Raw genomic sequence first — 22,597 nt, forward strand, 5'->3', positions numbered from 1 at the left:
TTTTGGATCTGTATTGCCGGTATCGCCCTCGCGCATGCTTTGCCTACGGTATCGACTGAACGGGGAGGGTGCGGTGATGGGGGGCATGAGCGATGTGCGCTTGCAGCTGTTGGCCAAGGAGCTGGAAACCGAGCAGCAGGCCAAGGTGTTCAACGCGCCGCAGGGGTTGGGGCGCTGGGGCCTGATGCTGCACCGCTGGCGTACCCGCAGGGCGCTGTTGCAGTTGACCGATGCCGAGCTGCGCGATGTTGGGCTGAGCTGGGAGCAGGCCCGGATCGAAGGGCGGAAGCCCTTCTGGAAGGACTGACAGGATGGTCGCTGGAGGGCCTGTTTTGCCCCAGACTTGAAACTTGCACCGAACCTGTGGGAGCAACTGTCCTGCTCAATTTCTAAAAGCTGGCGCGATCCCAGTGGGAGCGGGCTTGCCCGCGAACACGGGCGAAGCCCGTGCCATCCACCACGGGGTTGGCTTCGCGGGCACGCCCGCTCCCACAGGGCGCTAGTCAGCTTTAGATTTTAAGCAAGACAGTTGCTGCCACCAGGATGGGGCCTTTCAGGCCAGCTCTTTGAGGCGATGCCACAGCATCCCCAGCGCCAGCAGTGGCGAGCGCAGGTGCTTGCCGCCAGGGAAGGTGATGTGCGGCACCTTGTTGAAAAGGTCGAAGCGCCCGCTTTCCTGGCCGCTGATGGCTTCGCCCAGCAGGCGCGCGGCCAGGTGGGTGGCGTTGAGCCCATGGCCCGAGTAGGCCTGGGCGTAATACACGTTCGGCTGGCTGCCCAGCCGGCCGACCTGCGGCAGGCGGTTGGCGCCGATGCCGATCATGCCGCCCCACTGGTAATCGATGCGTACGTTGGCCAATTCGGGGAACACCTTGAGCATCTTCGGCCGCATGTAGGCGGCGATGTCCTTCGGGTCTCGGCCCGAGTAGTGGCAGGCACCGCCGAACAGCAGCCGGTTGTCGGCTGAGAGGCGATAGTAATCCAGGGCTACCCGTTGGTCGCACACTGCCATGTTCTGCGGCAGCAGCCTGCGGGCGCGTTCCTCGCCCAGCGGCTCGGTGGCGATGATGTAGCTGCCCGCTGGCAGCACCTTGCCGCCCAGTTCGCGGTTGAGGTTGTTGTGGTAGGCGTTGCAGCACAGCACCAGGGTCTTGGCGCGCACCCGGCCTTGGGCGGTATGCACTTGCACTGATGTGCCGTAGTCGATGCGGGTAACTTCGGACTGCTCGAACAGCTTCACCCCCAGGCGCGCGGCCACGGCCGCTTCGCCCAGGGCCAGGTTGAGCGGGTGCAGGTGCCCGGAGCCCATGTCGATCAGCCCACCCACATAGCAGTCGGCGCCGACCACGCTGTGGATATCGTCCTTGCCGACCAGGCGCAGCTCGTGTGGGTAGCCGAGGCTACGCAGCTCTTCGGCGTCTTCGGCAAAGCCCAGCAGCTCGGCGGGTTTGTTGGCCAGGTCGCAGTAGCCCCAGGTCAGGTCGCAGGCAATGGCATGCCGCTCGACCCGCTCGCGCACGATCTGCACGGCCTCCAGGCCCATCAGTTTCATGCTGCGCACGCCGTCCTCGCCAATCACCGGCAGAAACTGCTCCAGACCATGGCCGACCCCGCGAATCAGCTGGCCGCCGTTGCGCCCACTGGCGCCCCAGCCGAGTTTGCGCGCTTCCAGCAGGATGACCGAGAAGCCGCGCTCGGCCAACTCGATGGCCGTGTTCAGGCCTGAATAGCCACCCCCGACGATGCACACGTCGGCACTGTGCTCGCCCTGCAGGAAAGCGTGGTCAGGGTGTGGCGCGCTGCTGGCGGCGTAGTAGGAGGCGGCGTGCTGCGCGCTGTGGATCATGGCGTCGGTCCTGGGGCTGGTGGGCGAGGGGGGAGGATAAGCCGGGGCTCTGGGGTGGGCAACCGGCCCCACCGCCGGCAAGCCAGCGCCCACAGGGTCTGCGTAAGGGCTGAGACCAGTGGTGTGCCTGTGGAAGCTGGCTTGCCGGCGATTGGCCCTATAATCCAACCCCTGTTTTTCAATTTTGTACTTAGCCATGTCCTGCAACCGCCACAAGATCCACTTCCTGCGCGAACTCATCCCTGCCTTCGAGTGCGAACCCGGCTGCCACGACTGCTGCGGCCCGGTCACCACTTCGGCCGAAGAAATGGCCCGCCTGCCGCGCAAGTCCCAGGCCGAGCAGGATGCCGCCCTGGCGCGCCTGGACTGTGTGCACCTGGGCCCCAACGGCTGCACGGTGTATGAAGAACGGCCGATGATCTGCCGCTTGTTCGGCACCACCCCGCGCATGGCCTGCCCCCGTGGTCGGGGCCCTGAGCCGATGATCGACCCTGCCGCGGAGCAGCTCGTTCACCAGTTCATTGCCAGCACCCGCCAGGTGTTGGTCTAGCGTCAGTCCGGAATCGGCAGGCAGAGGCTCTCCTTCACCTCTTCCATCACGATGTAGCTCTTCGACTCGCGCACGTGCGGCAGCTTCAGCAGGATGTCGCCGAGCAGCTTGCGGTACGAGGCCATCTCGGAAATGCGCGCTTTCACCAGGTAGTCGAAGTCACCGGAAACCAGGTGGCATTCCAGCACGTGCGGCAGCTTCAGCACCGCGCGGCGGAACTCTTCGAAGGTGTCACCCGACTTGTAGTCCAGGCTGATTTCCACGAACACCAGCAGGCTACCCTTGAGGTGCTGCGGGTTCAGGCGGGCGTTGTAGCCCATGATGATGCCCTCGCGCTCAAGGCGGCGGACCCGCTCGGTGCATGGGGTGGTGGACAGCCCGACTTTCTCGCCCAGTTCGGTGAAGGAAATACGCCCGTCATTCTGCAGGATACGCAGAATGTTGCGGTCGATCTTGTCCAGTTCACGCTTGCTCTGGTGCTGGGTTCTCATAGGGGATGCCCCTCCGTGAAAGGCGATTATGCCGAGAATTCTCGCCAATAATAGGCTTTTATATAGTGAATTGCACTGCCCTCGAATTTCTATACTGCGCCCATCAATGCCATTTCCATAAAAGTCTGCGGCGTGCCGCGTGTGAGGGATACAACGATGCGAGTTCTGGTACTTGGTAGCGGTGTGATTGGAACCGCCAGTGCCTACTACCTGGCCCGGCAAGGTTTCGAAGTGACGGTGGTCGACCGCCAGCCGGCGGTGGCCATGGAAACCAGCTTCGCCAACGCCGGCCAGATCTCGCCCGGCTATGCCTCGCCCTGGGCCGCCCCGGGTGTGCCGCTGAAGGCCATCAAATGGCTTATGGAGCGCCATGCACCCTTGGCAATCAAGCTCACCGGTGACGTTGACCAGTACCTGTGGATGGCCCAGATGCTGCGCAACTGCACCGCCAGCCGTTATGCGGTGAACAAGGAACGCATGGTGCGCCTGTCCGAGTACAGCCGTGACTGCCTCGACGAGCTGCGCGCCGAAACCGGCATCAATTACGAAAACCGCAGCCTGGGCACCACCCAGCTGTTCCGTACCCAGGCCCAAGTCGATGCTGCGGCCAAGGATATCGCCGTGCTCGAGCAGTCTGGCGTACCGTACGAATTGCTGGACCGCGATGGCATTGCCCGCGTCGAGCCGGCCCTGGCCGGGGTGAAGGATATTCTCGCTGGCGCCCTGCGCCTGCCCAACGACCAGACCGGCGACTGCCAGCTGTTCACCACCAAGCTGGCCGACATGGCGCTGAAGCTGGGCGTGGAGTTCCGCTTCGGCCAGGACATCCAGCGCCTGGACTTCGCCGGCGACCGCATCAATGGCGTGTGGATCGACGGCAAGCTGGAAACCGCCGACCGCTATGTGCTGGCGCTGGGCAGCTATTCGCCACACATGCTCAAGCCGCTGGGCATCAAAGCCCCGGTCTATCCGCTGAAGGGTTACTCGCTGACAGTGCCGATCACCAATGGCGACATGGCGCCGACCTCGACCATTCTCGACGAGACCTACAAGGTTGCGATCACCCGTTTCGACAACCGTATCCGCGTTGGCGGCATGGCTGAGATCGCCGGTTTTGACCTGTCGCTCAACCCGCGTCGGCGTGAAACACTGGAGATGATCGTCAACGACCTTTATCCTCGCGGCGGTGATCTGAGCCAGGCCAGTTTCTGGACCGGTCTGCGTCCGGCCACCCCGGACGGTACACCGATTGTCGGTGCCACGGCGTTCCGCAACCTGTTCCTCAATACCGGTCACGGCACCCTGGGCTGGACCATGGCGTGCGGCTCCGGGCGCCTGCTGGCAGACCTGATCGCGCGCAAGAAGCCGCAGATCAGCGCCGAGGGCCTGGACATTTCCCGGTATGGCAACAGCCGGGAAGTGGCCAAGCACGGGCATGCTGCGCCGGCTCACCAGCAGTAAGGTCGCCTGTACCGGCCTCATCGCCGGCAAGCCAGCTCCCACAGGATCTCCGCAGTTCTCAGGCCCTGTGAGTCCTGTGGGAGCTGGCTTGCCGGCGATGAATCCAACACCGATTTCTAATTGAACCACCATAAGGCAGCCGCCATGCGTCCCGCCCGCGCCCTGATCGACCTCCAGGCCCTGCGCCACAACTACCGTCTGGCCCGTGAACTGACCGGTGCCAAAGCCCTGGCCGTGATCAAGGCCGATGCCTACGGCCACGGTGCCGTGCGCTGTGCCCTGGCCCTGGAGGCCGAAGCCGATGGCTTTGCCGTGGCCTGTATCGAAGAGGCGCTGGAACTGCGCGGTGCCGGTATCAAGGCCCCGGTGCTGCTGCTGGAAGGCTTTTTCGAAGCCAGCGAGCTGGCACTGATCGCCGAGCACGATCTGTGGTGTGTGGTGCACTCGCTGTGGCAGCTGGAGGCTATCGAGAAAGCGCAACTGCGCAAGCCGCTAAGTGTCTGGCTGAAGCTGGACAGCGGCATGCACCGGGTGGGCTTGCACCCCAAGGATTACCACGAGGCCTACCAGCGCCTGCTGGCCAGCGGCAAGGTCGCGCGGATTGTTCTGATGAGTCACTTCGCCCGTGCCGACGAACTGGATGCTGACGCCACCGCGCAGCAGATCGCCGTGTTCGAAGCCGCACGCCAGGGCCTTGCGGCCGAGTGCAGCCTGCGCAACTCCCCCGGCGTGCTGGGCTGGCCGCAAGCGCCCAGCGACTGGGTGCGCCCAGGCCTCATGCTGTATGGCGCCACGCCCTTCGAGGTGGCCCAGGCCGAAGCTGCGCGCCTGCAGCCGGTGATGACCCTGCAATCGCGGGTGATCAGCGTGCGTGAGCTGCCCGCCGGCCAACCGGTGGGCTACGGTGCCAAGTTCGTCAGCCCGCGGCCGACCCGTGTTGGCGTGGTGGCCATGGGGTACGCCGATGGCTACCCGCGCCAGGCGCCCAATGGCACGCCGGTGCTGGTTGCGGGCAAGCGCGCCCCGTTGATCGGCCGGGTGTCGATGGACATGCTCAGCATCGACCTCACCGATGTGCCCGACGCCACGGTGGGTAGCCCGGTCGAACTGTGGGGCAAGCAGGTACTGGCCAGCGAAGTGGCGGCACAGGCTGGCACTATTCCTTACCAGATCTTCTGCAACCTGAAACGGGTCCCCCTGGACTACGTCGGCGAATGACACGCTGATGCGGACAGGTTGAGGGCGGTGTGTTGTAAATACTGAACGGCATTGCCATGATATCGTTCACATCCACCCCCCTTTCTACCGTTTCAGGAGGCTCCAGCTTTGGACGTCGGCGAACGACTGCAAGCCATCCGCAAGCTCAAGGGCCTGTCCCAGCGCGAACTCGCCAAGCGCGCCGGGGTGACCAACAGCACCATCTCGATGATCGAGAAAAACAGCGTAAGCCCCTCCATCAGCTCGTTGCGCAAGGTGCTCAGTGGCATTCCCATGTCCATGGTCGAATTCTTTTCGGTCGAACTGGAGGCGCAGAGCCCTGCGCAAATTGTCTACAAAGCCCACGAGCTGATCGATATCTCGGACGGCGCGGTAACCATGAAACTGGTCGGCAAGTCGCACCCCAACCGCGCCATTGCCTTCCTGACCGAGGTCTATCCGCCGGGCGCCGACACCGGTGCCGAAATGCTGACCCATGACGGGGAGGAAACCGGCATCCTGCTCGAAGGCCGCCTTGAGCTGGTGGTCGGCAACGAGATCTTCATCCTCGAGGAAGGCGACAGCTACTACTTCGAAAGCACCCGCCCGCACCGCTTTCGCAACCCGTTCGACCAGCCTGCACGGCTGATCAGTGCCGCTACGCCCTCAAACTTTTGATCCAGCGCAGTGCATTGATTCGGCAATACCCCTTTCCCGTGTAGGGTCGTTTCACCGCCTTCAGGTTGCCGCTATACTTTCCAGCGCTCGCTGTTTCGTGGCCGCGGGCGTGATTAGCCACCATGAGGGTGTTCGCGTGAACCAAATCAAGAAGATGCTGGCCGTACCAGCAGCCGTATTCGCCCTCTGGGCAATGAGCGCAACCGCTGCGACCAATGACGACATTGCCAAGCGCCTGGAGCCCGTTGGCCAGGTCTGTGTGCAGGGCCAGGAGTGCAAAGGCATGGAAGTGGCGGCGACCGCGGGTGGCGGTGGTGCCAAGACCCCGGACGAGATCATTGCCAAGCACTGCAATGCCTGCCATGGCAGCGGCCTGCTCGGCGCGCCCAAGGTGGGTGATACCGCGGCCTGGAAGGAGCGAGCCGACCACCAGGGCGGCCTGGATGGCATCCTGGCCAAGGCCATTACCGGCATCAACGCCATGCCACCGAAAGGTACCTGCGCGGACTGCTCGGACGACGACCTGAAAGGGGCGATCAAGAAGATGTCCGGGCTGTGAGCTGCAGCTGAATTTCACCAGGCCCGCCATTGATGGCGGGCTTTGTTTTTGTGGCGGCTGTGCCGGCCTCTTTGCGGCTTTGGCCGCGAAAGGGCCCGCACCGGCAACCAACTCGCTTGAGTTCATGTCCAACCCCTGAACCCACGGATGTCTCAGGAGGCCCCATGCACCTCTGCTCCATCGACCAGGCTGTCGAGCAGGTCCTGGCACGCCTGCCAGCTCATATCCACATGGGCCTGCCGCTGGGCCTGGGCAAGCCCAACGCCTTCGTCAACGCCCTCTACGCCCGCGTGCGCGAACTGCCCGAACGGCGGCTGACCATCTACACCGCCCTGTCCCTGGGCCGGCCGGCACTGGGCGACGGGCTGCAGCGGCGCTTTCTGGAGCCTTTTGTCGAGCGCGTATTCGCCGACTATGAAGAGCTCACCTACCTCAGCGACCTGCGCAACGACACATTGCCAGCCAACATCCGCGTCGAGCAGTTCTTCATGCAGCCCGGCAGCTTGCTGCACAGCGAATCGGCGCAGCAGGACTACGTCAGCAGCAATTACAGCCACGCCGCGCGGGATATCAACGCCAAGGGCCTGAACCTGATCGCCCAACTGGTGGCTGCCACGCCCGAAAAGCCCGTGCACCTGAGCCTGGCCTGCAACCCCGACATCACCCTCGACCTGCTGCCCATGGTCGCCAAACGCCGCGCTGCCGGTGAAACCATCCTCATGCTGGGGCAGGTGCACGCCGAGCTGCCTTACATGCCTGGCGATGCCGAGCTGCCGATCGACGCGTTCGACCTGTTGCTCGACGAGGCCGAACAACGCCGGCTGTTTTCCACACCGAACATGCCGGTCGGCATTCAGGACCACTGCATTGGCCTGCATGCCAGCAGCCTGGTGCGCGACGGCGGCACGCTGCAGATCGGTATTGGTGCCATGGGCGATGCGGTCGCCGCGGCATTGCTGGCGCGCCAGGGCGACAACGCTGGCTACCGTGCGGTGCTCGATGCACTCGATGTCGGCCCCTGGCAGGCGCTGATCGAACGGGAAGGGGGGCTGGATACCTTCGCTCAAGGCCTCTACGGCTGCAGCGAGATGTTCGTCAACGGCCTGCTGGTGCTGGCCGAGGCAGGCTTGTTGCGACGCCCGGCGGATGAGCAGGGCGCGTTGTTGCACGGTGGCTTCTTCCTTGGCCCGCAGGCGTTCTATCAGCGCTTGCGCGAGATGCCGCTGGAGCAGCGTGCACAGTTCGTCATGACCCGTATCAGCTTCATCAACGAACTCTACGGGCAAGAGGAACTCAAGCGCCGCCAGCGCCGCGATGCGCGCTTCATCAACACCGCATTCGGCATGACCCTGCTGGGTGCCGGGGTGGCCGACCAGCTGGAAGATGGTCGAGTGCTCAGTGGCGTGGGCGGGCAATACAACTTCGTTGCCCAAGGCCATGCGCTGGAGGGTGGGCGCTCGATCCTGCTGTTGCGCAGTTGGCGCGAGTCGGGCGGTGAGGTGACGTCGAACATTTTCTGGGCGTACGGCCACTGCACCATCCCCCGGCACCTGCGCGATATCGTGGTGACCGAATACGGCATCGCCGACCTGCGTGGGCAGACCGACAGCGAAGTGATTGCACGGTTGCTGGCGGTAAGCGATTCACGGTTCCAGCAGGGGCTGATCGAGCAGGCCAAGAGTGCCGGCAAGCTGCACAAGGGCTTTGAGCTGGACGCGCGCTTTGCCGACAACACCCCGCAACGCCTTGAGGCGGTCAGGGCGCAGCATGCACGGTTGTTCCCCGAGTATCCGCTGGGTACGGACTTCACTGCCGAAGAGCAGGACCTGTTGCGGGCGCTGAACTGGTTGAAGAGCAAGTTCAAGTTGAGCGAGGTGCTGGAGCTGGGCAAGGCCGCGCTGGATGCGCCGGGGCCGGAGGGGTATGAGCAGCATCTTGAGCGGATGGGGCTGGATGCTCCGCAGGGATTGAAGGAAGAACTTTATCAGCGGCTGTTGCTGGCGGGGTTGGCGGCTAACTGATGAATTGCCGGGGCTGCTTTGCAGCCCATCGCCGGCAAGCCAGCTCCCACAGGGATCGCCTTAGGGCTGACAGGTGTTTGCCACAAGGTATGGCAGCGCCTGTTGGAGCGAGCGCCGCGCGGGCCGCGCTCGACCTCACAGGCGCTGAAGATGCTCCGGCTACCCTTGCCAGGAACCATAGAATCTCCCACAGGTACTGCATAAGCCCTGAGGCCTGTGCGGTCAATGTGGGAGCTGGCTTGCCGGCGATGAGGCCGGTACAGGCTTACTCGATGAAAGTGACCACACCACCTTCCAGCGACTTCACCCGGGCCAGCGATTCAACGCGGTAGCCCTGGCTGTCCAGTTCGGCGCGGCCGCCCTGGAACGACTTCTCGATGACGATACCCAGGCCGGCCACGGTGGCGCCGGCCTGCTTGATGATCGAGATCAGTGCCTGCGACGCCTTGCCGTTGGCCAGGAAGTCGTCGATCACCAGCACGCGGTCGCTGCTGTTGAGGTGGCGCGGCGAGATGGCCACGGTGTTCTCGGTCTGCTTGGTGAAGGAGTACACCGAGGCGGTCAGCAGGTTTTCGGTCAGGGTCAGCGACTGGTGCTTGCGGGCGAAGATCACCGGTACGCCCAGCTTCAGGCCGGTCATCACTGCCGGGGCAATACCCGAGGCTTCGATGGTGACGATCTTGGTCACGCCAGCATCGGCGAACAGGCGGGCGAACTCGTCACCGATCAGCTGCATCAGCGCCGGGTCGATCTGGTGGTTGAGAAACGCGTCCACTTTGAGGACCTGATCGGAAAGCACGATGCCTTCTTCGCGAATCTTCTGATGCAGTGCTTCCACTGTGATTTCCTCGATGTAACAAAGGTGGCCGCTGGAGGCGGCAATATTAAAGAGTAATGGTTGATCAGCGTTTGAGCATTGCCCGGATGTCGGCCAGGGCGTTGTTGCCGCGTGCCGCCTTCACCTCGACCGGGGCGTCGTCCAGGCCTTCCCAAGCCAGGTCGTCGGGTGGCAATTCGTCGAGGAACCGGCTGGGCGTACAGTCGATGATTTCACCGTATTGTTTGCGCTTGGCGGCGAAGGTAAAGGCCAGGGTCTGGCGGGCGCGGGTGATACCCACATAGGCCAGGCGGCGCTCTTCTTCGATGGTGTCGGCCTCGATGCTGGAGCGGTGCGGGAGGATTTCCTCTTCCATGCCCATGATGAACACGTAGGGGAACTCCAGGCCTTTGGAGGCATGCAGGGTCATCATCTGCACCCCTTCGGCGTTCTCTTCTTCTTCCTGCTGGCGCTCAAGCATGTCGCGCAGCACCAGCTTGCCGATGGCGTCCTCGATGGTCATGTCACCCTCTTCATCCTTTTCGAGGGTGTTTTTCAGTGCGTCCACCAGGAACCAGACGTTGCTGATGCGGAAATCGGCGGCCTTGTCGCTGGCGGTCTGCTGGCGGATCCAGTTTTCGTAGTCGATGTCGCGGATCATCTCGTGCAGCGCGGCAATCGGGTCTTCCAGGGCGACCTTCTGGCGTACCCCGTCCAGCCAGTGTTTGAAGCGCTGCAAACGCTCGGTATAGCGGGCGTCCAGGTGTTCACCCAGGCCCAGCTCGTCGCTGGCGGCGTACATGGAAATGCCGCGCTCGGTGGAATAGTTGCCGAGCTTTTCCAGGGTGGTGGAGCCGATCTCGCGGCGCGGCACGTTGATCACCCGCAGGTAGGCGTTGTCGTCGTCCGGGTTCACCAGCAGGCGCAGGTAGGCCATCAGGTCCTTGACCTCCTGGCGGCCGAAGAAGCTGTTGCCGCCCGACAGGCGATACGGCACCTGGTGGTGCTGCAGTTTCAGCTCGATCAGCTTGGCCTGGTAGTTGCCGCGGTAGAGGATGGCAAAGTCGCTGTACGGGCGGTTGGTGCGCAGGTGCAAGGTGAGGATCTCCATGGCCACCCGTTCGGCCTCGGCTTCCTCGTTCTTGCAGCGGATCACGCGGATCTCGTCGCCTACACCCATCTCGCTCCACAGCTGTTTTTCGAACGCGTGCGGGTTGTTGGCGATCAGCACGTTGGCACAGCGCAGGATCCGGCTGGTGGAGCGGTAGTTCTGTTCGAGCATGACGATCTTCAGGGAGGGGTAGTCCTCCTTGAGCAGCATCAGGTTCTCGGGGCGGGCACCGCGCCAGGCATAGATGGACTGGTCGTCGTCGCCCACCACGGTGAACTGGTTGCGCATGCCGATCAGCATCTTCACCAGCAGGTACTGGCTGGCATTGGTGTCTTGGTACTCGTCCACCAGCAGGTAGCGCACGCGGTTCTGCCAGCGCTCCAGCACCTCGGGGTGTTCCTGGAACAGCTTCACCGGCTGCAGGATCAGGTCGTCGAAGTCCACTGCGTTGAACGCCTTGAGCGTGCGTTGGTAGTGGGTGTAGACGATGGCGGCGGTCTGCTCGCGCGGATTGCGCGCCTTTTCCAGGGCTTCTGGCGGCAGGATCAGGTCGTTCTTCCAGGCACCGATCATGTTCTTGATCTCGTCGATGCCGTCGTCGCCTGAGTATTCCTTCTGCATGATGTCCGACAGCAACGCCTTGATGTCGGACTCGTCGAAGATCGAGAAGCCCGGCTTGTAGCCCAGCCGCTCGTGTTCCTTGCGGATGATGTTCAGGCCCAGGTTGTGGAAGGTACACACCGTCAGGCCGCGACCTTCCCCCGGGCGCAGCAAGGTGCCAACCCGCTCCTTCATCTCGCGCGCGGCCTTGTTGGTAAAGGTCATCGCCACGATGTACTGGGCACGAATGCCGCAGTTCTGGATCAGGTGGGCAATCTTGCGCGTGATCACGCTGGTCTTGCCCGAGCCTGCACCGGCGAGCACCAAAAGAGGGCCGCCGACATAGTCACGGGCTTCCTGCTGCCGGGGATTGAGTCGGGACATGCTAGAAACCGGGGGTCGCCAGAAAATAGCCGCGCATTCTAACAGGCATGGGGCCGTTGTGGCGTGACCGTCTGACGTCTGAGTCAGACTTTTATTGGCGCCCTGTATTAGTCAGGCTAATGCCAGGCACTGGAAAAATCGTATTTGCCGAACGGGCCTGATTTCGCGCAGGATGCACGACAAAATACGTCGGGTCGCCGCAGAGTCCGGTGTATGTATAAAATTGAAAATCATTTTCATCAATGCAGTAGCATATTCATCTTCTCTCGTTGTGCCGTGAAGCCCTAAGGAGCCCGCTTGTCCACGCCTGTCGAACCTCTGCGTTTGCTGCTGTTGGCTGATGAGCCGGAATGGGCCGTGCTGCTGCGCGAGTGCGTGCAGGGGTTGGGCGGCACTGCAGTGCTGTTGACGGCGCCTGACTGGGAGGCCGTCGACAGCCTTTTCAGCCATGACCGGCAAGCCGTGGTCCTGGCGACTGCGGCACTGCAACCAGCGCCGGGGCGCTGTGAGCTGCCGACCATCCTGCTGCTGGACGACGAGCCCGCGGTGGCCCCCAGCGGCGTCAGCGACTGGCTGGTGCGCCAACAGCTCAGCACCGATAGCCTGCGCCGCTCGCTGCGGCATGTGCGCGAACGCGGTGTGCTGGTGGCCACCTTGCAGCGCCTTGCCGAGCAAGACCCACTGACCGGTATTGCCAACCGCCAGGGCTTCCAGGCCTTGCTCACGGCACGGCTGGCTGAAAACGAAGGCCGGGGCGTTGCCCTCGGCCACCTCGACCTGGACAACTTCCGCCACGTCAACGACGCCCTTGGCCACCAGAGCGGTGACCGCCTGATCCTGCAGGTTGTGGCCCGGTTGAAACACCAACTGGAAGCGGGGGACCAGTTGGCGCGCCTGGGCAGCGACGAATTCGCGCTGCTGATCGACACGCGCCGCGACCCGAACCGCGCCGAATGGATTGCCGAACGCATCGTCGAGGCCCTGGCCGAGCCCTATTGGATCGATGGCGAAAGCTTGCTGTTGGGCTGCAGCCTGGGCCTGGCGCATGCCCGTGCCCAGGGCGGCGCCGACCCGCTGATGTGGCACGCGCACATCGCCATGCGCCAGGCCAAGGGTAGCCAGGGCTGCACCTTCCATGTGTTCAACGAGCGCATCAACCGTAACGCCCGCAGCCTGGCCGACCTGGAAAGCGAACTGCGCCGCGCCCTGCGCCGGGATGAACTGGAACTGCACTATCAACCCCGGCTGAACCTGGCCGATGGGCGCATCGTGGGGCTCGAGGCGCTGGTGCGCTGGCGGCACTCGGACCGGGGGCTGCTACCGCCCTGCGAGTTCGTGCCGCTGGCGGAGCAAAGCGGCCTGATCGTGCCATTGGGCTACTGGGTGATTTCCCGTGCGCTGCGCGACATGCAGGCGTTGTGCGAACGCGGCCTGGAGCCGCTGCACATGGCGGTCAACCTGAGCTTCCGCCAGTTCCAGGATAGCCAGCTGCTGGCCACCTTGAGCCGGCTGATCCTCGAGCACGGGGTGGATGCTCGCTGGCTGGAATTCGAGCTGACCGAAACGGCGGTCATGCGCCGCAACGAGCTGGTACGCCAGACCATGGATGCGCTGGGCCGGCTGGGCGTGCGCTTCTCGCTGGATGACTTTGGCACCGGTTTTTCGTCGTTCGTACACCTGAACAGCCTGCCGATCACCTTGCTCAAGGTGGACCGCAGTTTCGTGGCCGAAATGGAAATGCGCGAGGAAAACCGCAAGCTGGTGCACGCCATGATCAACCTGGCGCACAACCTTAACCTTGAGGTGGTGGCTGAAGGGGTGGAGAGTGAGGAGCAACTGGAGCTGCTGCGCGGGTTTGGTTGTGACCAGGTGCAAGGATTTCTGGTCAGCAAGCCACTGCCGGTGGGGGAGTTGATGGAGTTTTTGCTGCAGGCGCCTGACTGTCAGTTGGGGGTTGTCCTTTAGGGCCCTTTCGCGGGCACGCCCGCTCCCACAGGGGCCGCGCACTGTACCTTTGGGAGCGGGCGTGCCCGCGAATAGGCCCTGAAGTCAGGCCGAGGCGGTAGCCTCTCCACCAATCCCAGCTTTGCGCAACAACCGCTTCATCCGCCACTCAAAACCAAAGGTCAGCGCCACCGCCGCGCACGCCAGCCCCAGCGCCAACCCCCACCAGATCCCGACCGCCCCGCCGCCCAGGTTGAATGCGAACAGCCAGGCGCTCGGCGCGCCTACCAGCCAATAGCAGCACAGCCCGATCAGGAAGGTGGTCTTGGCATCTTTCAGGCCGCGTATGGAGCCCATGGCGATGGTCTGCATGCCATCGAACAGCTCGAACCAGGCCGCCACCATCAGCAACTGCACCGCCAGTTGGTAGATGGCGGCAAAGCCCGGGTCATTACGGTCTATGAACAGGCTCACCAGCGCCTCGGGCAACAGCAAAAACAGCGCGGCAAAGGCAAACATCACGGTTGCCCCGAAGCCGATGCCCACGCGCCCCGCACTGCGCGCCGCCAGCAGGTTGCCGGCGCCGTAGTACAAGCCCACGCGCATGGTTACCGCATAGGAGAGCCCTGTCGGCACCATGAATGCCGTGGACACGATCTGCAGGGCGATCTGGTGGGCCGCCAATTCGGTGCTGCCCAGCACCCCCATGCACAACGCGGCAAAGGCGAACAGGCCCACTTCCACCATGTAGGTGCCGCCAATCGGCAGGCCCAGCCGCCATAGCTCACGCAGGGCGTGCAGCGATGGGCGCGACAGGCCCTTGCGCAGCGGGTAGGCGGCATAGGCCGGGTGCCAGCGGATGTACAACGACAGGGCAATGGCCATGCCCATCGACACCACCGCAGTGACCAGGCCGATACCCATCAGCCCGAGCCTGGGCAGGCCGAACATGCCCTCGATCAGCGCCACGTTGAGCAGGTAGTTCAGCACCGTGCCGACCAGGCTGATGACCATCACCGGGGTCGAACGGCCAAGGGCACTGGTGAACCCGCGCAAGGCCATGAAGGTCAGGTAACCGGGCAACGCCAGCGGCAGCAGGGTCAGAAACTGGGCAGCCGAGGCCACGTTCTCGGGCTGTTGCCCGAACAGCAGCAGTACCGGCTCAAGGTTCCACAGCACCAGCGCGGCGAACAGCGCCAGGCCCCAGGCCAGCCACAGGCCGTTCTGAGCCAGGCGGGTGGCCCCTTCGATGTCGTTGGCGCCCTTGCGAATCGCCACCAGGGTACCCACTGCGGCGATCACCCCCAGGCAGAAAATCGACACGAAGGAATAGCTGGCGGCGCCCAAGCCACCGCCGGCCAAGGCCTGCGGGCTGATGCGGGCCATCATCAGGGTGTCGGTCAGCACCATCAGCATGTGCGCCAGCTGCGAGGCGATCAGCGGCCCGGCCAGGCGCAGTAAAGCCTTGAGTTCTGTAGTGGGCGCGACGTGCATGGGCTGTCCTTGTTCCTGAGGTGATCAACGAAGCGCGATTCTGAGGCTTTGGTCAACTTTGCACAAAAGGATAAAAGCGATGGTTGGCATGAGTTGAACTCATGCCTGCAAGTTTCGGATAATTCGCTTCTGTCCCTGGATTGCAGGTGCCTCATGTCGCGCCAGCTACCTCCGCTGTATGCCTTGCGCGCATTCGAAGCCGCCGCGCGGCTCAGTTCGTTCACCCGCGCGGGCGAAGAGCTGTCGATCACGCAAAGTGCCATCAGCCGGCATATCCGTACCCTGGAAGAGCATTTCGCCTGCCGCCTGTTCGTGCGCAGTGGCCGCACCCTGCAACTGACCGAAGCTGGGCGGGTATTGCTGCCGGGGGTGCGCGAAGGCTTTGCCGCGTTCGCCCGTGCCTGTGAAACCCTGTGTGGTGAAGATGACATCCTGCGCATGAAAGCACCTTCGACCCTGACCATGCGGTGGCTGCTGGCCTGCCTGAGCCGGTTTCGCCACCTGCAACCCGGTAACGAGGTACAACTGACCAGCGCCTGGATGGATGTGGACCATGTGGACTTCAACCAGGAACCGTTCGATTGTGCCGTGTTGCTCAGCGATGGAGTGTTCCCGGCAGACTGGGAGGTACGCAAGCTGTTCCCGGAGTTGTTGATTCCGGTCGGCGCACCGGACCTGCTTGGCGAAAAGCCCTGGGGCGTGTCCCGGCTGGCCGGTATCGAGCTGCTGCACCCCACGGTGGACAAGCGCGACTGGCGTGACTGGCTGCAGCGCATGGGCCTCGCTGGCAAGGTATCGCTCAAGGGTGGGCAGGTTTTCGACACGCTGGAGCTGAGCATGATTGCCGCAGCGCGTGGCTACGGCATCTCCATCGGCGACTTGCTGATGGTGGCCGAGGACGTGGCGCAGAAGCGCCTGAGCCTGCCCTGGCCGACGGCGGTGCCCAGTGGCATGGATTACTACCTGGTGTGGCCGCGTACCCGGCGCGGGGGCGAGCGGTTGCGCCGGTTGAGTGCATTTCTGGAACAGGAGGTAGCGGCCATGGATCTCCCGGATGTGGAAATTCTCCCGCCCCTTTGATGGCCCGTGGAGGCGACAGAAAACGTTTGCGAATATCCCGGCCCGACACTCAAGTATTCGCCCGCGACGCCGATTCACTGGCACCAGCGTCCCGGAAGAGGGCGCACTTCCCGTCGATAGAAAGCGGGCGGTCAGTGTGATCAGGACGATCCCGGCCTCTTGCCAGGAGCTTCACATGTCTCAACCCCGTGCCCGCATAGCCTCGCAGCTCGGTGTCGCCCTCGCCATCGTGCTGGCGCTGGTGATTTCCGGCAGTACCCTGTTTGCCCTGCGTTCGCTGGACGATGCCAACCTCGCCACACGCCAGGCGCACCTGGGCAGTGAAGCGCGCCTGCTGGCCGACCAGCTCGAAACCTTCCACAGTTCGCTCAAGGACAATACCCAGCGCCTCAGCGGGTTGTTCGAGCGCCGCTTCGCCTCGGGCCTGTCGCTGCATGCCGGTGAAACGGTGCAGGTCGCCGGGCAGGCAACACCGGCGCTGTATCTGGGTGATCATTTGCTGAACAACGATTTTCAGCAGGTTGACGAATTCCAGCAGATGACCGCTGGCATCGCCACGCTGTTCGTGCGCAGTGGCGAAGACTTCGTGCGCATCAGCACCAACCTGAAGAAGCAGGACGGCAGCCGCGCCATCGGCACTCAGCTCGACCGTCAGCACCCGGCCTACCGCAAGTTGCTGGCCGGGCAGATGTACGTTGGCCGCGCCGTTTTGTTCGAGCGTAACTACATGACCCGCTATGTGCCGGTAAGTGACGGCAACGGCCGGGTAATTGCCGTATTGTTCGTTGGCTTCGACTACACCGATGCGCAGAACACCCAGTTTGCCAACCTCAAGCGTTTCCGCATTGGCCAGACCGGTTCGCTGGCCCTGCAGGACGAGAACGGCCAGTGGCTGGTGCCACCAGCCAATGCCGATCAACCGCTGTACAGCGCAACGGCCGCATTTGCCGAAGGCCCGTGGACGGTGGTGGCGAGCATGCCGATGGCGGAAATCCGTGAGGTGACCTGGAGTGTAGGCCTGCGCCTGGCCATCGGCAGCCTGCTGGCGATGGTCCTGGCGGTGGCGGCTACCCTATGGCTGTTGCGGCGCAAGCTGCGGCCGCTGGACGCGCTGGTGCGCCAGGCCGAAGCGCTGGGCGCAGGTGACCTGAGCGCGCGGCTGAGCGTGACCAGCCACGACGAAATCGGCCAACTGGCCAGCAGCTTCAACAAGATGGGCGAGGCCTTGTCAGGCATGGTCGAGCACATTCGCAGTGCGTCCGAGCAAGTCAGCTCGCGCGCCAAATCGTTGTCTGGCCTGTCGGCCGGGGCCTGCGAGGGCATGGAGCAGCAGTCCGGTGAAATCACCAGCATGGCCGGTGCGGTGGAGGAGTTCAGCGCCACCTCGATGAACATCGCCGACAACATGGCGGGCACCGAGCGCATGGCGCGTGACAATGCCCAGCAGACCCGCATCGGCCGCAGCGCCATGGATGAAGCATCGCGTTCGCTGAAGCAGATTGCCGATGCCCTCGGCGGTACGGCCACGGTGATGGACAGCCTGGGGGCGCGCTCGCAGGAAATCGGCGGCATCATCAGCGTGATCACTGCCATCGCCGAACAGACCAACCTGCTGGCGTTGAATGCGGCCATCGAGGCTGCCCGCGCCGGTGAGCAGGGCCGCGGCTTTGCGGTGGTGGCGGACGAAGTGCGCAGCCTGGCCGCACGAACCCGCCAGGCCACGGATGAAATATCCGGGATGATCACCAGCATCCAGCAGCAGACCGGGCACGCCATCACGACGCTGGAGCAGGGTAACCAGCTGATGCAGGAAGGTCTGCAGCGCAATGACAAGGTGGCGCAAGCGCTGGCGCGTATCGACGAGCAGAGCCGTGCGGCGGGTGAGCAGTTCACGGTGATCAGTACGGCGACTCAGGAGCAGAGCAGCACGGCGACGGTGCTCAGCCGCAATTTGCAGAGCATTGCCCAGGCCAACGGCGAGCAGCGCGAGGTGGCCAATGAGCTGGCCTTTACCGCGCGGGAGCTGGAAGGGCTGGCGGCGCAGCTGCGGCAGGAGGTCGACCGTTTTCGCTGATACCGCAGGGGGCCGCTTTGCGGCCCATTCGCGGGCACGCCCGCTCCCACAGGTACAGCGCAAGCCTTGAACCTGTGGGAGCGGGCGTGCCCGCGAATGGGGCGCCAAGCGCCCCCGGCGATCTACCGGCTTACATCGAACCTAGGTTCAACGCCTGCGCACAAGCCTGCAGCGACCGCCGCTCGCTTTGCGCATACAGCGCCAGTTCATCCTGCACCTGCAGCCCCAATGCTGCTTCAAAGGCATCGCGGTTGGCATTGCTGCCGTACTCCGCCTGCGCATCGTCACCCAGGTTGGACTGGAAGATGCCCGCCGCGCTTACCGGCAGAAAGTCCTCGTAGACCAGCGCTTCGAAGTGCACATGGCCGGCCTCGATCAAGCCCTCCAGGGTAGTCGGGCGACCGTCCTGATCCCGCGCAGCCAGGCCTTTCTCGGTAGCGAAGTAACGGAAATACGCCAGGCCCTGCTCACGCATCTGCGCGAGGTCGTCCGGGAATTCGGCAAAGCTGTCCTTCAGCAGTGTCATGTAACGTTCGGCGTTGGCCTCGGCAGGCGCACCGCCCAAGGCAGCGCGGGTGGCATCGAGCAGTTTGTCGTACAGCTGGCGGCCCTTGGGTGTCAGGGCCGCACCGCGTTGCTCGATTTCGCCAAAGCGCGCGGTGTGGCTGCCTTCGCTGCCCTGCTGGTCGCTGAAGGCGACCTTTTCCTGCAGGGCCTTGAAGCTGGTCTGGCGCAGCAGGATCGGGTGGCGGCGGGTGGGCGGGCCTTCCACCACGGCCTTGGGCGGAATGCCCTTGGCCGGCATGCCGACCTGAATGGCATCGATGTCCAGCGTACGCGGGGTCAGGTGGTTGATGTGCGGGCCCTTGAAGGCCACCACGTCGGCAATCAGGCGGTGCTGATCGTGCAACTGCTGATATTGCTCGGCGGTGACGGTGGCGTCCTGGTGCCAGCGGAAGGTGTGCAGGGCCTCCTGCACGAATGCGGCGGCATCGGTGGCATTCAAGCCGCCGTCGCGCTCGCACTGGGCGATCAGTTCGAGGGCGCGCGCGGTGAAGATCTGGCGCTTGGCCAGAATGCTCTGGGCCAGTTCGCGCAGTTGCGGGTTGTCGATCAGTTCCAGGCGCAGCAGCGAGGTGAACACCCGGAACGGGCTGATGTGCAGGGACTGCTCGTGCACCGCGCGGAAGGCGGTGGAGTGCACCGGCACACCGGCAGAGCTAAGGTCGTAGTACCCAACCGGCTGCATGCCCATCACCGCGAACAGGCGGGCGATGGTAGCCAGTTCTGCGGCGGTGCCAACCCGGATGGCGCCATGCCGCTCGTGGTCCAGGCGCTCGATTTCGCCGGTCCAGCGCAGGGCCTCGGCAACGTCGGGCTGCTGGGCCATGACCTGCTGGTTGATTTCGCTCACCAGCTCCAGCAGCGTGCCGTACAGCGGCACTTCCTGTTTGTACATGAGCGACATGGCGGCAGAAAACTGCGCGCGAATGCTGTCGGGGCTGACGAAATCGTGGGCGGGCATCGCTAGCTTCCTGGTTAGGTTCGGACGCTTACATGAAAGCTGGGAATGCACCTTGCTCACAAGCGAAAAAAAGTGAGTGTGTCATTCCTTTTTTGATCGACCTCAAGGGCCATTGGGGCTGCTTTGCAGCCCATCGCGACACAAGGCCGCTCCTACAGGTCGAGGTAGGCCCGGCAACCTCAAACCTGCAACTGCTCGCCGATCCACTCCACCAACGCCCGTACCTTGGGCACCTCCGCCGCATGCTCCGCATACGCCAGGTAATGCGCCCCGGCACTGCGCATGGCGTGATCCCATGGCACCACCAGGCTGCCGTCGGCCAGCTCCTTGGCTGCCAGGTAGCGCGGCACCAGTGCTACCCCGCAGCCTGTCTGCGCGGCGCTCAATGCCATATAGAAGGTATCGAAGCGCGGCCCGTGGTAGGCGTTGACGCTTTGCAGGCCCTGCTCCAGGAACCACTCGTGCCAGGCCTCGGGGCGCGAGGTACTCTGCAACAGCACCAACTCAGCCAGCTGTTCGGCGCCCGCCAACTCACGCCCGGCCAGCAGCTCCGGCGCACACACCGGCACCACTTCTTCGCCGAACAGCGCCACGCAGGTAGCACCCGGCCAGGTGCCCTGACCATAGAAGAACACCACGTCCGCCGAACCCTGCAGCAGGGCGAACGGCTCCATCTCGTTGCGGATATCCAGGTGGATATTGCTGTGCCGTTTGCCAAAGCCCTTGAGGTGCGGGATCAGCCAGCGCACGCCAAAACTCGGTTGAGTGGCGACCTTCAGTATCTCGGTCTGCTCGCCATAGGTGAGCACGTAGCGGCTGGACATATCTACCTGGGTAAGGATCTTGTTGACCTCGGCCAGGTACAGGCTGCCGGCCGGGGTCAGTTGCAGGCGCCGGCGAATGCGCAGGAACAGGTGATGGCGCAGCATGTCCTCCAGCTGCGCCACCTGCTTGCTGACCGCGCTCTGGGTCAGGTGCAGCTCTTCAGCGGCACGGGTAAAACTCAAATGGCGGGCTGCAGCTTCAAAGCACTGCAGGGCGGTCATGGAGGGCACCAGGCGTTTGGACATAGCGGTCTCTACGATACGGATCATTACCTGGTGGAATGATATGCGGAATAAAGGTCGTTTGTTGTACCTATGTGATCGGATTAATACTGATCCACATCATTTTTCCACCCCATCACCCGATGTAGGAGAAGCACAAATGGTTGCTGGATTGCTCGAGCGCCTTGGCGTTGCCGCCGAGGCTTACACCCAGGGCGATTACCCTGTTCACACGCCGATCGACGGCAGCCAGATCGCCTCGGTGAAACTGCTCGGCAAGGCCGAGACCACCGCCTGCATCGACCAGGCCCAGAGCGCCTTCGAAGCCTGGCGCAGCGTACCGGCACCACGCCGCGGCGAGCTGGTGCGTCTGTTTGGCGAAGTGCTGCGTGCGCACAAGGCCGACCTCGGCGAGCTGGTCTCGATCGAAGCCGGCAAAATCACCCAGGAAGGCCTGGGTGAAGTTCAGGAAATGATCGACATCTGCGACTTCGCCGTGGGGCTGTCGCGCCAGCTGTACGGCCTGACCATCGCTTCCGAGCGCCCAGGGCACCATATGCGTGAAACCTGGCACCCGCTGGGGGTGGTCGGCGTGATCAGCGCCTTCAACTTCCCGGTCGCGGTGTGGGCCTGGAACACCGCACTGGCCCTGGTGGCCGGCAACTCCGTGGTATGGAAGCCGTCCGAGAAAACCCCGCTGACCGCCCTGGCGTGCCAGGCACTGTTCGAAAAAGCCCTGAAAGCCTTTGGTGACGCCCCGGCGGGCCTGGCGCAGCTGGTCATCGGTGGCCGTGAAGCCGGTGAAGCCCTGGTCGACGACCCGCGTGTGCCGCTCGTCAGCGCCACCGGCAGCACCCGCATGGGGCGCGAAGTTGGCCCACGTGTGGCTGCACGCTTCGGCCGCAGCATCCTTGAGCTGGGCGGCAACAACGCCATGATCCTGGCCCCCAGCGCCGACCTCGACCTGGCCGTGCGCGGCATCCTGTTCTCGGCGGTCGGTACCGCCGGCCAGCGCTGCACCACCCTGCGCCGCCTGATCGTGCACCGTTCGATCAAGGACGAAGTGGTTGCCCGGGTCAAAGCTGCCTACGGCAAAGTCCGCATTGGCGACCCGCGCAAGGACAACCTGGTTGGCCCGTTGATCGACAAGCTGTCGTTCGACGCCATGCAGGGCGCCCTGGCCAAGGCCCGCGACGAAGGCGGCCAGGTATTCGGTGGTGAGCGTCAGCTGGCCGAGCAGTACCCGAATGCCTACTACGTGTCGCCAGCCATCGCTGAAATGCCGGCGCAAAGCGACGTGGTCCGCCACGAAACCTTCGCCCCGATCCTCTACGTACTGGCCTACGACGACTTTGAAGAGGCCCTGCGCCTGAACAACGAAGTGCCACAAGGCCTGTCGTCGTGCATCTTCACCACCGACCTGCGTGAGGCCGAACGTTTCCAGAGCGCTGCGGGTAGTGATTGCGGCATTGCCAACGTCAACATCGGCACCAGCGGTGCCGAGATCGGCGGTGCGTTCGGTGGCGAGAAAGAGACCGGTGGTGGCCGGGAATCCGGTTCGGATGCCTGGAAGGGCTACATGCGCCGCCAGACCAACACTGTGAACTACTCGCGCGAGCTGCCGCTGGCACAGGGTATCGTGTTCGACTGATCGGTTGATGCTGCATGGCCGGGGGCTTTGCCCCCGGTTCGCGGGTGAACCCGCTCCTACGGGCACTG

Annotated in this window: 18 protein-coding genes and 1 pseudogene; 12 read left to right on the forward strand and 7 right to left on the reverse strand. The window is 63.8% G+C overall.

The window, feature by feature from the left end:
• Positions 1–76: 76 nt before the first annotated feature.
• On the forward strand, positions 77–307 hold the full coding sequence (locus tag B3361_RS15920; RefSeq protein ID WP_054905194.1) for a DUF1127 domain-containing protein: 231 nt from the start codon (positions 77–79) through the stop codon (positions 305–307).
• A gap of 246 nt (positions 308–553) precedes the next feature.
• On the opposite strand, the gene B3361_RS15925 is transcribed toward B3361_RS15920, so the two are convergent.
• Complete coding sequence (locus B3361_RS15925; protein ID WP_054905193.1) at positions 554–1,846, reverse strand: NAD(P)/FAD-dependent oxidoreductase; 1,293 nt, start codon at positions 1,844–1,846, stop codon at positions 554–556.
• 196 nt (positions 1,847–2,042) lie between these two features.
• Between B3361_RS15925 and B3361_RS15930 the strand changes: the two genes are divergently transcribed.
• Positions 2,043–2,396, forward strand: coding sequence for a YkgJ family cysteine cluster protein (locus B3361_RS15930; RefSeq protein ID WP_054905192.1), 354 nt, complete (start codon positions 2,043–2,045; stop codon positions 2,394–2,396).
• Positions 2,397–2,398: 2 nt separating this feature from the next.
• Here B3361_RS15930 and dadR read toward each other — a convergent pair whose 3' ends face one another.
• The gene (gene dadR / locus B3361_RS15935) at positions 2,399–2,887 is read right to left on the reverse strand and encodes a transcriptional regulator DadR (RefSeq protein WP_003258963.1); all 489 of its coding nucleotides are present in this window, start codon (positions 2,885–2,887) and stop codon (positions 2,399–2,401) included.
• A gap of 156 nt (positions 2,888–3,043) precedes the next feature.
• Here dadR and dadA point away from each other — a divergent pair, with 156 nt between their 5' ends.
• From dadA to B3361_RS15960, 5 genes are all read left to right on the forward strand, one after another.
• On the forward strand, positions 3,044–4,348 hold the full coding sequence (dadA, locus tag B3361_RS15940) for a D-amino acid dehydrogenase (protein ID WP_009682926.1): 1,305 nt from the start codon (positions 3,044–3,046) through the stop codon (positions 4,346–4,348).
• A 144-nt stretch (positions 4,349–4,492) separates the two neighbouring features.
• Positions 4,493–5,566 carry an alanine racemase gene (gene alr, locus B3361_RS15945; RefSeq protein ID WP_047150105.1) on the forward strand — a complete coding sequence of 358 codons (1,074 nt, stop codon included), beginning with the start codon at positions 4,493–4,495 and terminating at the stop codon, positions 5,564–5,566.
• A gap of 108 nt (positions 5,567–5,674) precedes the next feature.
• Positions 5,675–6,223, forward strand: coding sequence for a cupin domain-containing protein (locus B3361_RS15950; protein WP_009682929.1), 549 nt, complete (start codon positions 5,675–5,677; stop codon positions 6,221–6,223).
• A gap of 154 nt (positions 6,224–6,377) precedes the next feature.
• Positions 6,378–6,782, forward strand: a complete 405-nt coding sequence (locus B3361_RS15955) for a c-type cytochrome (RefSeq protein ID WP_033690433.1) — start codon at positions 6,378–6,380, stop codon at positions 6,780–6,782.
• A 164-nt stretch (positions 6,783–6,946) separates the two neighbouring features.
• Positions 6,947–8,803, forward strand: coding sequence for an acetyl-CoA hydrolase/transferase C-terminal domain-containing protein (locus tag B3361_RS15960; protein WP_054905190.1), 1,857 nt, complete (start codon positions 6,947–6,949; stop codon positions 8,801–8,803).
• 265 nt (positions 8,804–9,068) lie between these two features.
• On the opposite strand, the gene B3361_RS15965 is transcribed toward B3361_RS15960, so the two are convergent.
• Positions 9,069–9,641, reverse strand: a complete 573-nt coding sequence (locus tag B3361_RS15965) for a xanthine phosphoribosyltransferase (RefSeq protein WP_009683322.1) — start codon at positions 9,639–9,641, stop codon at positions 9,069–9,071.
• Between the two features lie 64 nt (positions 9,642–9,705).
• Entirely contained in the window at positions 9,706–11,715 is a 2,010-nt protein-coding gene (gene rep, locus B3361_RS15970; RefSeq protein WP_029887601.1) for a DNA helicase Rep, read from the reverse strand.
• A 297-nt stretch (positions 11,716–12,012) separates the two neighbouring features.
• Between rep and B3361_RS15975 the strand changes: the two genes are divergently transcribed.
• Positions 12,013–13,680: a putative bifunctional diguanylate cyclase/phosphodiesterase gene (locus B3361_RS15975; RefSeq protein WP_047150067.1), complete on the forward strand. Its 1,668-nt coding sequence runs from the start codon at positions 12,013–12,015 to the stop codon at positions 13,678–13,680.
• An 84-nt stretch (positions 13,681–13,764) separates the two neighbouring features.
• Here B3361_RS15975 and B3361_RS15980 read toward each other — a convergent pair whose 3' ends face one another.
• Positions 13,765–15,153 (reverse strand): NorM family multidrug efflux MATE transporter, encoded by a 1,389-nt coding sequence (locus B3361_RS15980; RefSeq protein ID WP_154211411.1) that lies wholly within the window; start codon positions 15,151–15,153, stop codon positions 13,765–13,767.
• A 153-nt stretch (positions 15,154–15,306) separates the two neighbouring features.
• On the opposite strand from B3361_RS15980, the gene B3361_RS15985 reads away from it, so the two are divergent.
• The 3 genes and pseudogenes from B3361_RS15985 to B3361_RS24130 all read left to right on the forward strand — a co-directional run bounded on the left by B3361_RS15985 (position 15,307) and on the right by B3361_RS24130 (position 18,307).
• Positions 15,307–16,233, forward strand: coding sequence for a LysR substrate-binding domain-containing protein (locus B3361_RS15985; protein ID WP_054905187.1), 927 nt, complete (start codon positions 15,307–15,309; stop codon positions 16,231–16,233).
• Positions 16,234–16,408: 175 nt separating this feature from the next.
• Positions 16,409–17,452 (forward strand): annotated as a pseudogene (locus B3361_RS24125) (Cache 3/Cache 2 fusion domain-containing protein); the annotation flags it as partial.
• A 132-nt stretch (positions 17,453–17,584) separates the two neighbouring features.
• The gene (locus B3361_RS24130) at positions 17,585–18,307 is read left to right on the forward strand and encodes a methyl-accepting chemotaxis protein (RefSeq protein WP_373870404.1); all 723 of its coding nucleotides are present in this window, start codon (positions 17,585–17,587) and stop codon (positions 18,305–18,307) included.
• A 130-nt stretch (positions 18,308–18,437) separates the two neighbouring features.
• Here the strand turns inward: B3361_RS24130 and hglS are convergent, their stop codons facing one another.
• Entirely contained in the window at positions 18,438–19,832 is a 1,395-nt protein-coding gene (hglS, locus tag B3361_RS15995; RefSeq protein ID WP_054905185.1) for a 2-oxoadipate dioxygenase/decarboxylase HglS, read from the reverse strand.
• 179 nt (positions 19,833–20,011) lie between these two features.
• Positions 20,012–20,902 carry a LysR family transcriptional regulator gene (locus B3361_RS16000; protein ID WP_054905184.1) on the reverse strand — a complete coding sequence of 297 codons (891 nt, stop codon included), beginning with the start codon at positions 20,900–20,902 and terminating at the stop codon, positions 20,012–20,014.
• Positions 20,903–21,038: 136 nt separating this feature from the next.
• Here B3361_RS16000 and B3361_RS16005 point away from each other — a divergent pair, with 136 nt between their 5' ends.
• A complete protein-coding gene (locus B3361_RS16005; protein ID WP_009682136.1) occupies positions 21,039–22,529 on the forward strand; it encodes an aldehyde dehydrogenase family protein in 1,491 nt (496 codons plus the stop codon).
• Positions 22,530–22,597 lie beyond the last annotated feature (68 nt).

Source organism: Pseudomonas sp. UBA6699 (genome assembly GCF_002454615.1).
GTDB lineage: Bacteria > Pseudomonadota > Gammaproteobacteria > Pseudomonadales > Pseudomonadaceae > Aquipseudomonas > Aquipseudomonas juntendi.